Source organism: Rhizobium aureum (assembly GCF_030182495.1).
Taxonomy (GTDB): domain Bacteria; phylum Pseudomonadota; class Alphaproteobacteria; order Rhizobiales; family Rhizobiaceae; genus Rhizobium; species Rhizobium tropici_C.
Window position 1 is genome coordinate 99938 of record NZ_JAQJCI010000007.1, and the last position, 16044, is coordinate 115981.

General features: G+C 62.1%; 10 protein-coding genes. 4 read left to right on the forward strand and 6 right to left on the reverse strand.

Annotation, left to right across the window (positions count from 1 at the left end):
- Positions 1–12: 12 nt before the first annotated feature.
- Positions 13–906: a LysR family transcriptional regulator gene (locus PH552_RS18295; RefSeq protein ID WP_095433686.1), complete on the reverse strand. Its 894-nt coding sequence runs from the start codon at positions 904–906 to the stop codon at positions 13–15.
- 131 nt (positions 907–1037) lie between these two features.
- Between PH552_RS18295 and PH552_RS18300 the strand changes: the two genes are divergently transcribed.
- The 4 genes from PH552_RS18300 to PH552_RS18315 all read left to right on the forward strand — a co-directional run bounded on the left by PH552_RS18300 (position 1038) and on the right by PH552_RS18315 (position 10361).
- A complete protein-coding gene (locus PH552_RS18300) occupies positions 1038–2033 on the forward strand; it encodes an aldo/keto reductase (protein WP_113251305.1) in 996 nt (331 codons plus the stop codon).
- 254 nt (positions 2034–2287) lie between these two features.
- The gene (locus PH552_RS18305) at positions 2288–7810 is read left to right on the forward strand and encodes an alpha-2-macroglobulin family protein (RefSeq protein WP_113251304.1); all 5523 of its coding nucleotides are present in this window, start codon (positions 2288–2290) and stop codon (positions 7808–7810) included.
- 9 nt (positions 7811–7819) lie between these two features.
- Positions 7820–9907, forward strand: coding sequence for a penicillin-binding protein 1C (gene pbpC, locus PH552_RS18310; protein WP_113251303.1), 2088 nt, complete (start codon positions 7820–7822; stop codon positions 9905–9907).
- Between the two features lie 94 nt (positions 9908–10001).
- Positions 10002–10361: a nuclear transport factor 2 family protein gene (locus PH552_RS18315; RefSeq protein WP_015338486.1), complete on the forward strand. Its 360-nt coding sequence runs from the start codon at positions 10002–10004 to the stop codon at positions 10359–10361.
- 263 nt (positions 10362–10624) lie between these two features.
- Here PH552_RS18315 and pheT read toward each other — a convergent pair whose 3' ends face one another.
- The 5 genes from pheT to rpmI form a co-directional block, all read right to left on the reverse strand.
- Entirely contained in the window at positions 10625–13048 is a 2424-nt protein-coding gene (pheT, locus tag PH552_RS18320) for a phenylalanine--tRNA ligase subunit beta (RefSeq protein WP_183762253.1), read from the reverse strand.
- A gap of 16 nt (positions 13049–13064) precedes the next feature.
- The gene (gene pheS / locus PH552_RS18325) at positions 13065–14147 is read right to left on the reverse strand and encodes a phenylalanine--tRNA ligase subunit alpha (protein ID WP_113251301.1); all 1083 of its coding nucleotides are present in this window, start codon (positions 14145–14147) and stop codon (positions 13065–13067) included.
- A gap of 35 nt (positions 14148–14182) precedes the next feature.
- Positions 14183–14845 (reverse strand): BUD32 family EKC/KEOPS complex subunit, encoded by a 663-nt coding sequence (locus tag PH552_RS18330; RefSeq protein WP_113251300.1) that lies wholly within the window; start codon positions 14843–14845, stop codon positions 14183–14185.
- Positions 14846–15253: 408 nt separating this feature from the next.
- Complete coding sequence (gene rplT / locus PH552_RS18335; protein ID WP_112343537.1) at positions 15254–15658, reverse strand: 50S ribosomal protein L20; 405 nt, start codon at positions 15656–15658, stop codon at positions 15254–15256.
- A 37-nt stretch (positions 15659–15695) separates the two neighbouring features.
- Entirely contained in the window at positions 15696–15899 is a 204-nt protein-coding gene (gene rpmI, locus PH552_RS18340) for a 50S ribosomal protein L35 (protein ID WP_012759782.1), read from the reverse strand.
- Positions 15900–16044 lie beyond the last annotated feature (145 nt).

Consider the following 16044-nt stretch of genomic DNA (forward strand, 5'->3'; position numbering starts at 1 on the left):
CCTGAAGTCGCTCTAAGGCCCGGTATATTTGAAGAAATCGATGAAGGCTCTGAGGGCCGGACGCATCTGGCGGCGGCTCGGATAATAGATGCAGAAGCCCGGATAGGGCGGGCACCAGTCTTCGAGCACGCGGATGAGCTTGCCTTCGGCCAGTTCCTGCTGCACGCGAATATCGAAGAGATAGGCAAGGCCGGCGCCATTGAGGGCAGCCAAAACGCCGAGCCGATCCTCGATCACGATCAGGGGACCGTCAACGGCAACGACCAGCTCGCGCCCATCCTTCTCGAACTCCCAGCGATAAATCGAGCCATCGGTAAATCGCCGCTTGATGCAGCGGTGATGGACGAGATCGCGCGGATGCAGCGGCTTCGGATGCTTCTCGAAATAGGCAGGCGACCCCGCAATGACTGTGCGTATATCCGGCGAGATCTTCACCGCGATCATGTCGCCTTCGATGCTTTCCGCCAGCCGGATGCCGGCATCATAGCCTTCCTTGACGATATTGCTGAAGCCGTCCTCGTTGGCGATTTCGAGCGTGATATCGGGATAGGTATTGAGGAAATCACCGATACGCGGGGCCATCAGCAGATCGGAAGCGAAGCGAGGGGCGGTGATGCGCAGCGTCCCCGCGGGACGGCCGCGGGTCGCAAGCGTGTCCTCCAGCGCGATATCGATTTCCTCCAGTGCCGGCCCCAGCCTTTGCAATAGCGCCTGCCCCTCCTCGGTCGGGAGCACGCTGCGCGTGGTGCGGGCAAGCAGCCGCACGCCGAGGCTTTCCTCAAGGCTGGAGACGGCGTGGCTAACCGCCGAAGGCGCGATCGACAATTCCTTGCCGGCAGCACGGAAGCTGCGATGGGCGGCGACGGCGGCAAAAACCGCAAGCTGAGAGAGTTGTGTTCTGTTCATTGATCTAAATTATAGAACAACCTGTAAGGATTTGCATGGATTTTCATTCATTGTCCGGAACCCTAACTTGAACTCGTAGGCAGCGGACACGAGCCCCTGTCGCTCCCATACGTCTCAAGAAGGAATACATCATGAAAACCCGCAGGCTAGGTAAGGATCTCACCGTTTCCGCCGTTGGGCTGGGCTGCATGGGCATGAGCTTTGCCTATGGCGCCACCGACGAGACCGAATCCGTCAAGACGCTTCATCGCGCAGTCGATCTCGGCGTCACCTTTTTCGACACCGCCGAGGTCTACGGCCCCTTCACCAATGAAGAGCTGCTCGGCCGCACGCTGAAGTCCGTGCGTGACCGCATTGTCATCGCCACCAAATTCGGTTTCAAGCTCGATCTCACGAAAAGTGGCCCGGCGGCGATGATCGGCGTCGACAGCCGGCCCGAGCATGTCAAGGAAGTCGCCGAAGCTTCCCTCAAGCGACTTGGCACGGATGTCATCGACCTCTTCTACCAGCATCGCGTCGACCCGAATGTGCCGATCGAAGATACGGTCGGCGCCATGGCGGAGCTTGTGAAAGAGGGCAAGGTGCGCACGCTCGGCCTATCCGAAGCCGGCTCTGCCACCATCCGCCGCGCCCATGCGGTACATCCGATCGCTGCAGTGCAGAGCGAATATTCGCTCTGGAGCCGCGATCCCGAGGAAGACGTGCTCGCCACCTGCCGCGAACTCGGCATCGGCTTCGTGCCCTACAGCCCGCTTGGCCGCGGCTTCCTGACCGGAGCGATCCACAAGACGGAGGATCTCGCCGACGACGATTTCCGCCGCTCGCTGCCACGCTTCCAGAGCGAGAATTTCGATGCCAACGCCGCCCTGGTCGCAAGGCTTCAAGCTCTTGCCGAAGAAAAGAACGTCACTGCGGCACAACTGGCGCTCGCATGGGTGCTGCATCAGGGCGACGATATCGTGCCGATCCCCGGTGCACGCAAGCTGCACCATCTTGAGCAGAACGCCGCGGCTGCCGATATCGTCCTCTCCGCGCAAGAGGTGAAGGAACTCGGCGATATCATCAAGCCCGAGATCGTCGTCGGAAAGCGGTATACAGATGCCGCGTTGGCGATGACGAATATATGACAAGCGAGCCGCTTCTGGCGCCTTCACAAAGACACTGGCCGTTGAGGCCAGTGTCATTTTGGAATTGAAAAGAAAAGTGAAGCGCAACCGACGCCTCTCCGAACATGCGAATCGCCTGATTTGCAGCCTCTTTCAAGTATCTAGACGAAACGTCATAGGCGTAAAGCGCATGCTGACGCTCCACGCTCGGTTGACAAACGGGTCCGAAATTTGAAGATTGCCGCCATCAAAAACGGGCAGCGTTGGGGGGACTTATGTCTAAGCGCGCGTTTATCGGCTTCTCTGCTTTTCTTCTCGCCACTTTCGCATCTCTGAGCCCTTCGGCCGCCGCAGACGTCAAGCGCCAGGTGGTCACCACGAAGGATGGCGATTACTTCGGCTTCGATCTGCGCACCGAGCAGAATGTGACGCTGGATCAGTGCTCCGCCTCCTGCATCGGCGACAAGTCCTGCAAGGCCTTCACCTACAATCCCAAGGTGAAGTGGTGCTTCATGAAGTCGGACTTCAACCAGCTCAACAGCTTTCCCGGCGCGATCGCCGGCAAGATCGTCGAAACGGCCGCCACCAGCGAGCCGGATATCGGCGCGGCCCCTGCCCTTTCCTTCCTTTCCGACAATTTCGTCCAGAGCGCGCGCGATGCAAAGAACACGCTGACGCTCGGCAACGAGCTGAAGGGCCAGGGCGTCGAAAGCCTGATTGCGCTCGGCCGCATCGAGCTGACCTCAGGCAATGTCAACGATGCCCTGAACGCCTTCCAGGGCGCGCTCTCGATCAATCCCGACAATGGCGATCTGTGGATCGAAATGGCGCGCGCCGCCAATACGATCACGAACGACACGTCTGTCGCCACGCGGGCCGCCTATGCCGCGCTCAACGGCTACCAGCTGACCCGCACGACGAGCAGCCGCGCCGATGCGCTGGCTGTGCTCGCCGAAGCGCTGAAGAATGCGCAGAACTACCGTCCGGCGCTCAGCGCCTACAAGGCAAGCCTCAATCTCGTTAGCTCGGCCGCCGTCCAGGCAGCCTATAACGATCTTCTGGCCCGCCAGGGCTTCCGCGTGACGGGCAATACGCTCGACAACGACAATGCATCGCCGCGCGCCTGCGTGCAGTTCTCCGAAAAGCTGGTAAAGAGCGGCACCGACTATACGCCCTTCGTCACTGTCAACGGCGCTGCGCCGAAGGGTGTCGATGCCAAGGACAACCAAATCTGTGTCGAAGGTCTGGAATTCGGACAGCACTACCGCATTTCGCTGCGCGCCGGCCTGCCCTCCTCGGTGGATGAAAACCTCGCCTCGCAGGTCAATGTCGACATCTACGTCAAGGATCGCACGGCTTCGCTGCGCTTCACTGGCGACAATTTCGTCCTGCCTTCGACCGCGCGCCGCGGCATCCCGATCGTTTCGGTCAACGCCACTACGGCCAATCTCAAGCTCTACCGTATCGGCGACCGCAATATCGCGCAGCTTCTGAACAATTCGCAGTTCCTGACGCAGGTGGACAGCTACAGCGCCCAGACCATCCAGGACACCAATGGCGAGCTGGTCTGGCAGGGCTCCATCGAGATCAAGCAGGAACTCAACAAGGAAGTCGCGACCAGCTTCCCTGTGGACGAGGCACTGCCGAAGCGCAAGCCCGGCGTCTATGTGCTGACGGCTGTTGCACCGGAGAGCGGCGGCCATGAATGGGACCCGCAGGCGACACAATGGTTCGTCGTTTCCGACATCGGCGTCACCACCTATGCCGGCACCGACGGCTTGAATGTCTTTGCCCGCTCGCTCGGCAGCGCCAAGCCGCTGGCCGGCATCCAGCTGCAGCTGCTCGCCAAGAACAATGAAATCCTCGGGACCGCCAAGACCGACGACAATGGCCGCGCCGTCTTCAGCGCCGGCCTGATGCGCGGCACGGCGGGCATGACGCCGGCCGTCATTACCGCTGAGAATGGCGATCAGGATTATGTCTTCCTCGACATGACGCGCGCCGGCTTCGATCTTTCCGACCGCGGCGTATCAGGCCGAACAGCGCCGGGCGCGATCGATCTGCTGACTTGGACCGAGCGCGGCATCTACCGTGCCGGCGAGACCGTGCATGCCTCCGCACTTGCCCGCGACGTCAGCTCGACTGCGGTCGAAAACCTGCCGCTCACCTTCGTCTTCCTGCGCCCGGATGGCGTCGAGGACCGCCGCATCGTCACCGACGGCGGCAAGCTCGGCGGCTATAATGTCGACCTGCCGCTGCAGCAGACCTCGATGCGCGGCACCTGGACGATGAACATCTACACCGACCCGAAGGGTTCCTCCATCGGCTCGCAGACCTTCCTCGTCGACGACTTCGTGCCGGATCGCATCGAATTCGACATGAAGAGCGACGCCAAGGAGATCGAAGTCGGCCAGCCGACGCCCGTCAATGTCGATGGGCGCTATCTCTATGGCGCACCGGCGGCCGGCCTCAATCTGGAAGGCGAAGTGACGCTGAAGCCGACGCGCCAGAGCGATGCCTTCAAGGGCTATCAGTTCGGCCTCGCCGACGAAGGTGCCGGCAAGGCAGACGCCAACAATGACGACGAGGACAGCAGCGGCGGCGACAGCAAGGCCGAGAGCACGCAGGTGCCGCTCGAAGACCTGCAGGCGCTGGACGAAAACGGCAAAACCACCTTCAACGTCACCATCAACGACACGCCTTCGACCACGCAGCTCCTGAACGCCAATATCACCGTGCGCATGCAGGAAGCCGGCGGCCGCGCCGTCGAGCGCTCGCTGACCCTGCCCGTCAAGGCGGACGGCCCGCGCATCGGCATCAAGCCGGAATTCGACGGCGATCTGGGGGAAAACTCCGTCGGCAACTTCCATGTCATCGTTGTCGACGCCGATGGCCAGAAGCAGGCCATGCAGGGCCTGACCTGGAAGCTGCTGAGCGTCGAGCGCAATTATCAATGGTATCGCGACGGCAGCAGCTGGAAGTTCGAGCCGATCATGTCCACCAAGCAGGTGGCAGTCGGCACGGTCAACACCACCACCGACGGCGCGGCGATTTCCATGCCCGTCACCTGGGGCCGCTACCGTCTCGAAGTCTCCACCGCCGATGCGAACGGCCCGGAATCGAGCGTCGAGTTCAATGCCGGCTGGTATGTCGCTTCCACCTCGACGGAAACGCCTGACGCGCTCGAGATCGCGCTCGACAAGGAAAGTTACCATGTCGGCGATACGGCCAAGCTGAAGGTGACCTCGCGCTATGCCGGCCAGCTGATGGTGACTGCCGGTTCGGAAACGCTGATCTCGGTCACCAATGCCGATATCGGCGCGACGGGCGGCGAAGTCGACGTTCCCGTCACGGCCGATTGGGGTGCCGGCACTTATCTGACGGCTACCCTCTTCCGCCCTGGTGACGCCCAGGAAAGCCGCATGCCGATGCGCGCCATCGGTATCAAATGGGCACCGGTCGATCCGGGCGAGCGCAAGCTGCAGATCAAGATCGACGCGCCGCAAAAGACGCTGCCGCGTCAGCCGCTTGATATCGGCCTTCAGGTCGCCGGCGCGGGCGCCAATGAGGACGCCTATGTCACGATCGCCGCCGTCGATGTCGGCATTCTCAACCTCACGCGCTACCAGCCGCCGGCACCGGATGAGTGGTATTACGGCCAGCGCCAGCTCGGCCTCGAAATCCGCGATATCTACGGTCGCCTTATCGATGGCTCGCTCGGCGCGACTGGCAAGCTGCGCACCGGCGGCGACGGCGGACAGGCGGCTTTACAAGCAAGCCCGCCAAAGGAAAAGCTGATCGCTTTCTTCTCCGGTCCCATCAAGCTCGATGCCAATGGCAAGGCGAATGTCAGTTTCGACATTCCGCAGTTCAACGGCACGGCGCGGCTGATGGCGGTCGCCTGGTCGAAGGCCGGCGTCGGTCATGCGACACAGGATGTCATCATCCGCGATCCCGTCGTCGTCACCGCCAGCCTGCCGAAGTTCCTGGCGCCCGGAGACAAGGCCAACCTGCGTCTCGATGTCGCCAACACCGATGCGCCGGCCGGCGAATATACGCTCGCCGTGACTGGCAATAACGCCGTGACGGTGGATGCAAGCGCCAACCAGCAGAAGATCAAGCTCGAAACGGGCGGCAAATATGCCATCACGCTGCCGCTGACCGGCGGACAGCCGGGCGACGGCACCGTTTCGATCAAGCTCTCGAATGCTTCGGGCATGTCGCTCGATCAATCGGTCGATATCCCGGTTCGCCCGTCGCAGCTGCCGGTCACCGAACGGCGCGTCATCGCGCTGGCACCCGGCAAGAGCCTGACAGTCAATGCCGATCTTCTCGCCGATAGTGTGCTGCCCGGCGCCTCGGTCAGCGTCAATGTCAGCCGCTCCAGCGCCTTCGATGTGCCGGCGCTTCTGATGAGCCTCAGCCGTTACCCCTATGGCTGCGCGGAACAGACGGCGAGCAGCGCCATGCCCTTGCTCTACTTCAGCGACATGGCGGTCAAGAACGGCCTTGCCGATGACGCCGAGATCCAGAAGCGCGTGCAGGACTCGATTTATCGCGAACTGTCCTACCAGTCCTCGACCGGCAGCTTCGGTCTCTGGAGCCCGGGCTCGGGCGATCTCTGGCTCGACGCCTATGTCATGGACTTCCTGACCCGCGCCCGCGAGCAGAAGTACAACGTGCCGGATCAGGCGATGGTGCAGGGGCTCGAAAACCTCCAGAATGCGCTGAGCGCCAACACCAACGTCAAGGATAACGGCAACGAGATCGCCTATGCGCTCTACGTGCTGGCGCGCAACAAGAAGGCCTCGATCAGCGATCTGCGCTACTATGCGGACACGATGCTGAACGACTTCCCGACGCCGCTCTCCAAGGCGCATCTTGCCGCTGCTCTCGCGCTCTATGGGGATGCTCAGCGCTCGCGCAACATCTTCGTGGACTCGCTGCAGATGTCGCAGAAGGCGGCCGTCACCAAGGTTAGCTTCGTCCGCTCGGATTACGGCTCGTCGTTGCGCGACGGCGCCGCCGTGCTGGCGCTGGCCGCCGAAAGCCGTCCCGTGCCGCCGATCATTCCGGAACTCGCAAGCGTCGTCGCCAAGGATTGGCAGAGCCGGAAATATACCAGCACCCAGGAACAGACCTGGATGCTGCTGGCAGCCCGCGCCCTGCAGAACGGCGATGACGGCCTGACGCTCGACGTCAACGGCGCCGCCCATAGCGGAACCTATATGGCGCAGATGTCGGGCGATGCGCTGATGGGCCATCCGCTGACCGTGACCAACACGACGCGCCAGCCGCTCTCGGCTGCCGTGACCACGGTCGCCGCTCCGGTCGCGCAATTGCCGGCCGGTGGCAACGGCTTCAAGATCGAGCGCAAGTACTACACGCTCGATGGCGAAGAGGCGAATGTCAGCCAGGCACAGCAGAACGAACGCTACGTCGTCGTGCTGCATGTGACCGAGGACAATGACTGGCCACAGCGCATCCTCGTGACCGATCTCCTGCCGGCAGGCTTCGAGATCGACAATCCGAGCATCGTCAACAGCGCCCAGTTGTCGAACTTCGACTGGCTCAGCGACATTCAGCCCGCCCATGTCGAATTCCGCAACGATCGCTTTGTCGCCGCCTTCGACCAGGGCTCCGGAGCGGACCGTGACATGACCTTTGCCTACGTCGTGCGCGCCGTGACCCCAGGCGTCTACGATCATCCGGCCGCAAGCGTCGAGGACATGTATCGTCCGCAGTTCTCGGCCCGCACGGCGATGGGCCGCATGGAGGTGCTGGGCGCCCAGCAGTAAGAAGCAGCCATGAAGGCGCGTTGGAAGATTGCGATCGGCTTTGGAGCCACTGCCGCAACAGTGGTGGCTCTGGTCTTCGGCCTGGAAGCCGCGGACCGCGCCTATCCGCCGCCGCTGGACAATGCCCGCGTGGTCTCGGCCGAGGTGCTCGATGCCAATGGCGATCTCCTGCGCGCCTTCGCCACGCCCGAGGGACGCTGGCGGCTGAAGACCGGCGTTGCCGATGTCGATCCGCAATATCTGCGCGTGCTGGTCGCCTATGAAGACCGGCGCTTCTACGACCACCACGGCGTCGACCCGATGGCGATCGGCCGTGCCTTCCTGCAGCTCCTCACCCATGGCCGCATCGTCTCTGGCGGCTCGACGCTCTCCATGCAGGTGGCGCGCCTGATCGAGCCACGCACCGAGCGCTCGATGACGGCGAAGCTCCTGCAGGTCGTCCGTGCCATCCAGATCGAGCGGCGGCTGAGCAAGGAACAGATCCTCGATCTCTATCTGACGCATGCACCCTATGGCGGCAACCTGGAAGGCGTGCGCGCGGCGAGCCTTGCCTATTTCGGCAAGGAGCCCCGACACCTGACAGTCGCCCAGGCTGGCCTGCTTGTGGCGCTGCCGCAGTTGCCGGAAAAGCGCCGGCCGGACCGCAATCTTGCCGCAGCGCAGGCTGCCCGCCATCGCGTGCTCGAGCGCGCCGCCGTGGCGACAGTGATCGGTGAAGGCGAAGCGGAGCGGGCTTCGCTTTCCCCTATTCCAGCCGTGCGGCGACAGCTGCCGGCCTATGCCGCCCACATCGCCGAATTGGCACTGCGCAAGCAGCCCGGCATCATCAAGCACAAGACGACGCTGCGGCGTGATGTGCAGCAGGGCCTCGAAGCGGTTGCCGATGCAGCGGCGAAGCGGCTCGGGCCAAAGGTATCGGTCGCCATGATCATGGCCGATGCCAAGACCGGCGAGATCATCGGCGAAGTCGGCTCGGCCAACTACTTCGATTCCTCGCGCGCCGGCTGGGTCGATATGACCCGCGTGCTGCGCTCGCCCGGCTCGACATTGAAGCCCTTCATCTACGGCCTTGCCTTCGAGCAGGGCTATGTGGCGCAGGAAACGATCATCGAGGATCGCCCCGCCGATTTCTATGGCTATCGCCCCCGCAATTTTGACATGAGCTACCAGGGCGATGTCAGCGTGCGCCAGGCGCTGCAGCTGTCGTTGAATGTGCCGGCCGTGCGGCTGCTCGATGCCGTAGGTCCCACGCGGCTGCTGGTGCGCTTCCGCCGCGCCGAAGTAAAGCCGAAGCTGCCGCCGAACGAGGCGCCCGGCCTTGCGATCGGGCTTGGCGGCGTCGGCGTGACGCTGAAGGATCTCGTGCAGCTTTATGCCGCGCTTGCCAATCGCGGCAAGGCGATGCGGATTGGCGACGGCGTTCAGGACGAGCCGGGGTCGATAGACGGCGAGCCGCTGATGGAGCCGATCGCGGTGTGGAACATCACCGACATCCTCTCCGACATCATCGCGCCGCGCGGCAGCAAGCAGCTCGGTATCGCCTACAAGACCGGCACCAGCTACGGCAACCGCGATGCCTGGTCGATCGGCTATGACGGTGCGCACGTGCTCGGCGTCTGGGTCGGCCGTCCGGACAATGGCGCCGTGCCGGGGCTGGCGGGCTATGTTTCCGCCGCACCCATCCTGTTCGAGGCCTTTGCGAAATCCGGCGTTGCCATTACTCCCTTCCCTGCCGCTCCCATGGGCGCCGTGCGCATCGCGCCGACCGAGCTGCCGATCAGCCAGCGGCGCTTTTCCGTGACCGCCGCCGGGCTGCTGGCCGCCTCCAGCCGCGAACCTGCGCCGCAGATCGTCTACCCGCCGGAAGGCGCGCGCGTCGATCTCGGCGCCAGCAGCGGCAACGACCAGATCATGCCGCTGGCGCTGAAGCTGCAGGGTGGACGGGCGCCGTTCCGCTGGCTCGCCAACGGCAAGCCGCTGCCCGACATGTCTCGCCGCCGCACCAATCAATGGACACCCGATGGCGCCGGCTATTCGACGCTGACCGTCATCGATGCCGCGGGTCGCGCGGCAAGCGTGCGGGTTTTTGTCGAGTGATATCTGTCAAATCATTGCGATCACGCCGCCAGCATTTTTGTCAGCCGCGGGCGTCTATGATATCTTAGGCATAACTCAAACGAGGAATGACGAGATGTCGGAAGAGCAGGCAATCCGTGCGGTCGTTCATCTCTATGTCGATGGAATGGCATTCGCGAACGAGCCGGCACTGCGCAAGGCCTTCCATCCGCGAGCAGCGATCATCGGCAATTACCAGGGCGCTGTGGAATGGATGACGCGGGATGAATTCATCGCCGCGATCGTCGAGGAAGGCAGTGCGCCGCCCGGAACCATACCGCTGATGGAAATCGAACTGATCGATATCGAAGGCGATGCAGCCAGCGTCAAGGTCGTCGACGAATTCGCCGGGATGCGGTTTTCGGACTATCTATCGCTGGTGAAGATCGATGGGCGCTGGAGTGTGGTGAACAAGGTGTATCATCTGCATCGATGATGTGTTTCGAGGCGGCTCCATCTATGCCGAGCCTCTGATACCCCCCTCTGTCACTTCGTGACATCTCCCCCACAAGGGGGGAGATTGTTGGGAGTTTGTCGCACGCTCATTCAAACCTAAAAAGCTTCAGCGTCTGCAGCTTCGATATTTGATTGAGGCAGGAAGGATTCCGCGAGTTACCAATCTCCCCCCTTGTGGGGGAGATGTCCCGACAGGGACAGAGGGGGGGTGGCCGCACCCTCCGCGAACTCGAAAGCCGGCGATTACCCTCTCAGCACCCCACCCGTCGACTTCGTGACGTTCGACACGATCTTCTGGGTCAAAGCCTCGAAATCCTCGTCGGTCAGCGTACGCTCGGCCGGCTGGATCTGCACTTCGATGGCGATGGACTTCTTGCCTTCGCCGAGCGATGCGCCCTCGAAGATGTCGAAGACATTGACGCCGGTGACCAGCTTGCGGTCGGCACCGGCGGCAGCGCGGATGATCGCTCCGGCTTCCACCGACTTGTCGACCACAAAGGCGAAGTCGCGCTTGACCGCCTGGAAGGGGGAAAGCTCCAGCGCCGGCTTGGTGCGGGTCGCCTTCTTCTTCGGTTCGGGCATGGCATCGATATAGACTTCGAAGCCGGCGAGAGCGCCCGACACGTCGAGCGATTCCAGCGTCTTCGGATGGAATTCGCCGAAATAGCCGAGCACGACCTTCGGACCCATCTTGATGGTGCCGGAGCGGCCGGGGTGGTACCAGGCCGGGCCGCCCTGCTCGATCTGGATATTGCCCATCGGCAGACCGCAGGCCTCGAGGACGGCGAGAGCATCGGCCTTGGCGTCAAAGACATCGACCGGCTTGCCGCCGCCCTTGGTGGCGTTCGACCACATGCGGCCGGCGCCGGCAAGCGTTGCCGTGCCGCGGCGGATGCCGCCGGTAACGCGCCGCTGGCCCTCAGGCGTATCGTTTTCATAGGTGCCGGAGACTTCGAAGATCGCGACGTCGCCATAGCCCTTGTCGGCATTGCGCTGCGCCGCCGACAGCAGACCCGGCAGCAGCGAGGGACGCATGTCGGACATATCAGCGGCGATCGGGTTCGCAAGCTTCAGCGCGTTGGAGCCGCCGCCGAAGAGCTTGGCCTGATCTTCCGAGATGAAGGACCAGGTGACCGCTTCCAGCATGCCGCGCGCAGCGAGCGCCCGCTTGGCGGTGCGCGTGCGAATCTGCAGCGTCGTCAGGATCTTGCCATTCACAGCGGTGTGGCTTGCCAACGGCTGCGGCTTGATATTGTCGACGCCGTGGATGCGCATGATCTCTTCGACGAGGTCGGCCTTGCCATCGACATCCGGACGCCAGGAGGGCACGGCAACGGAAATGCGCTCACCGGAACCCGAGACCGAGAAGCCGAGCTTCGTCAGGATCGACTTGCTCTCATCGGCCGAAACGTCGAGGCCGGTCAGGCGCTTGACTTCCGACAGCGGGAAATCGATGACCTTGGCCTCATAGCCCTTGTAGCCTTCGACGCGGGCCTTAGCGGCCGTGCCACCACAGCAGGCAAGCACCAGTTCCGTCGTGCGCTCAAGGCCAGGCACCATATATTCCGGATCGACGCCGCGCTCGAAACGATAGCGCGCATCGGTGATGATGCCGAGGCTGCGGCCGGTCTTGGCGATGTTCATCGGGTCCCAGAGTGCGGATTCGATCAGCACGTCCGTGGTGTTCTCGTCACAGCCGGAATGCTCGCCGCCCATGATGCCGCCGATCGACTCGACGCCATTGTCATCGGCGATGACGACATTGCTTGAATTGAGCTTGTATTCGCGCTCATCGAGCGCCAGCACGGTTTCGCCGTCCCTGGCGCGGCGCACGACCAGATTGCCCTTGACCTTGGCGGCATCGAAGACGTGCATCGGCCGGCCCTGATCGAAGGTCATGTAGTTGGTGATGTCGACCAGCGCGCTGATTGGACGGAGGCCGATCGCGAGCAGGCGCTGCTGCATCCACTTCGGGCTCGGGCCGTTCTTGACCCCGCGCACGAGACGAAGCGCAAAACCGGGGCACAGGCGCGCATCGTCCAGCACGATCTTGAGTTCGGTCGGCGTTTCGCCCTGGACAGGGAAAGTTGGCGTGAGGCGCGGCTTCAGCGTGCCGAGGCCGGAGGCGGCGAGATCGCGGGCGATGCCATAGACGCCAGTGCAATCCGGGCGGTTCGGCGTCAGATTGATCTCGATGACCGGATCGTCGAGGCCGGCATAGGCGGCGAAGCTCGTGCCGACTGGCGCATCTTCCGGAAGGTCGATGATGCCGTCATGGCTGTCGGAGATTTCGAGCTCCTTTTCCGAGCACATCATGCCGCGGCTCTCGACGCCGCGGATGTTGCCGATCGCAAGCGTCACATCGATGCCGGGAACATAGGTGCCGGGGGCGGCGAAGGCGCCGACGAGGCCAGCGCGCGCATTGGGGGCGCCGCAGACGACCTGAACGGGCGCGCCGCTGCCGGTATCGACCATCAGCACCTTGAGGCGATCGGCCTGGGGATGCTTTTCGGCCGAGAGAACCTTGGCGATGACGAAGGGCTTGAACGCAGCCTTGTCGTCGACCTCTTCCACTTCCAGCCCGATCATCGTCAGGCGGGCGCAGATCTCGTCGAGCGAGGCGTCGGTTTCCAGATGCTCTTTCAGCCAGGAGAGTGTGAATTTCATGTGCTTTATCCCTTCCTTACGCGCTCAGACCGCCGAACAAGGTCGGCATGTCGAGCGGGCGGAAGCCGTAGTGGTTCATCCAGCGGACATCGGCGTTGAAGAAGTCGCGCAGGTCGGGCATGCCGTATTTCAGCATGGCGATGCGGTCGAGGCCCATGCCCCAGGCAAAGCCCTGATATTCGTCCGGATCGAGACCGCCATAACGCAGCACGTTCGGATGCACCATGCCGCAGCCGAGGATTTCCATCCAGTCCGTGCCTTCGCCGAACTTGACGATCGGGCCGGAGCGGTCACATTGGATATCGACCTCGAAAGACGGCTCCGTGAAGGGGAAGAAGGACGGACGGAAGCGCATCGTCACATTGTCGACCTCGAAGAAGGTCTTGCAGAATTCTTCCAGCACCCAGCGGATATTGGCGACATTCGCCGTCTTGTCGATGACGAGACCTTCGACCTGATGGAACATCGGCGAATGCGTGGCGTCGCTATCCTGGCGGTAGGTCTTGCCGGGGATGATGATGCGGATCGGCGGCTTTTGCGCTTCCATGGTGCGTACCTGCACCGGCGAGGTGTGCGTGCGCAGCACCTTGCGCTCACCCTTTTCATCCGGCTGGAAGAAGAAGGTGTCGTGCATTTCGCGTGCCGGGTGCCCTTCCGGGAAGTTCAACGCCGTGAAGTTATAGTAGTCGGTCTCGACATCGGGACCTTCGGCAATCGAAAAGCCCATGTCGCCGAAGATGGCGGTGATCTCGTCGACGATCTGGCTGATCGGATGGATGCGGCCGCGCTCGGCCGGCGAGGAGCGGACCGGCAGGCTGACATCGACGGTCTCGGCCTTGAGCTTCGCCTCAATCGCGGCATCGCGCAGCTCGCTTTTACGGGCATTGATGGCATCGGTGACGGCGTTCTTCAACGCATTGATCGCCGCGCCGCGTGTCTGGCGTTCTTCCGGCGACATCGAACCCAGCGTCTTCAGCAGTTCCGAAACCGAGCCCTTCTTGCCGAGCGCGGCGACCCTGACGGCTTCGATCGACTGCTCGTCGGTCGCAGCCGCCACTTCGGCCATGAGTTGGGTTTCAAGCGTTACGAGTTCCGTCATCTGGTCCTGCCTTGCGGACCACGGCCATCGGGCACTCAGTCCACGGAATAATTGGTAAACGCATGCATCAGAAAGCTTGTGGCAACGATGAAGCGCTGGAGATCACTACCCATGTGCACGCGGCCAATCAACCGGGCAAGGAACAAAAAACCGCCAAGAAAGCGAATCATGCGCTGAAGCTCGGCACGCGCGGCCGCCGGCGCGTGCTCGAGCCAGGCTTCATAAGCCCTGTTCTGCGTTTGCAGGCCAAGGCGGGCGCCGGTGGCGATCTGCAGGAAGAGCAGCCAGACGTCGCGGGCCTGCGCCACCTCAAGCGGCATGACGGTCTGCGGGTCTTCCTCGAAATCCATGAAGCCAAGCCGGTTGCCGACAAAGAACATATCACGCGGATAGGGCCGGCCATGGCAAAGGCCTTTAGCGTGCAGCCGGCCGAGTTCAGCGGCGCAGACGACCATGAGATCATCATGGGCGACGGGATCGCTATCCCGCAATTGCCGCAGGCGCTGTTGCACCGTCATGCCCGCGTCGGCAAGCATGATCGCGCCATTCGAGACATAGAGAAGGTCGGGAACGGGAATACCCCGCTCCTTGAACAGGACGATGCGGCCCGTTTCCCGCTCCGCCATTTGCCACGGAGACAGATAGGCGCAGGGACGCAGGAAAGCGATTGGGACGATGCGCGAAAGGATGGTCTGCAAATGGCGCCAGACCGAAGGTCTTTCCGTGCCGTATCGCTTGATCCATACTCCGCATGACGAGAGAGAAACGCGTTCGACGCGCCTCGATCCATTCACCAGCGCCGTCAGTAAGGTCTCGATATCCTTGCCGGTGAGATTGGATATGGAATTTGGAGCCTTTCCGCTTTCCTGTGAATCGCGAAGACGCTCTATCCTCTTGTTTTTACGCAGTTGCGGGCGGAAAATCGCTGCGCACTTTTGCTGAAATTGCTCTAATGTCGTCTGGCCTAACAACTTCACCTACCCCGATACCGGGAAGCCCCAAGGTGATCATCGCAAATTGATTGTATCTCAGAAAATACAAAACCCGCGCTGGTTACACAAGCGCGGGTTTCACAAATTTGACACAAAAATGTCTCGAAGGCAGCCTTAGCCGACAGCAGCCTCGAACTCGTTCTTCGTGCCGGCTTCCTTGAGGTATTCAAGCGCCTTCTTCGAAGCAGCGACGAGCGCGCCGAAAGCTTCCGACTCATGGATCGCCATGTCGGAGAGAACCTTGCGGTCGACCTCGATACCAGCCTTGTTCAGACCGTCGATAAAGCGGCCGTAAGTCAGGCCATGCTCGCGGACGGCAGCGTTGATACGCTGGATCCAGAGGGCGCGGAAATTGCGCTTATTAACCTTGCGGTCGCGATAAGCATACTGCTTTGCACGATCGACGGCGGCCTTGGCTGTACGGATGGTGTTCTTGCGACGGCCGTAGAAGCCCTTGGCTGCCTTCAGAACCTTCTTGTGCTTGGCGTGGGCGGTAACGCCTCTTTTTACGCGTGCCATTTCATGATCTCCTTAGTCTATAGCGTTACGAATAGTCTTAGAGACCGTTCGGCAAGTAGTTCTTGATAACCTTACGGCCATCCGGCTCTGCGAGAACCATGGTGCCGCGGGCATCGCGAATGAACTTGTTGCTACGCTTGATCATGCCGTGGCGCTTGCCAGCAGCGGCTGCCTTGACCTTGCCGGATGCGGTGATCTTGAACCGCTTCTTGGCAGAGGACTTCGTCTTCATCTTGGGCATTTTGCTACTCCTTCGATGCTTCCTGGCGCGCTTTGCTTAAAAGCCCTTCCCACAGGTCCGGACAGGCCGGGCTGCAACAAGGTGCCGGAGCGTTTGTTGTTGAACGGCTGAAACGGTGACGAACCGCTCAGCCAGCATTCTGAAC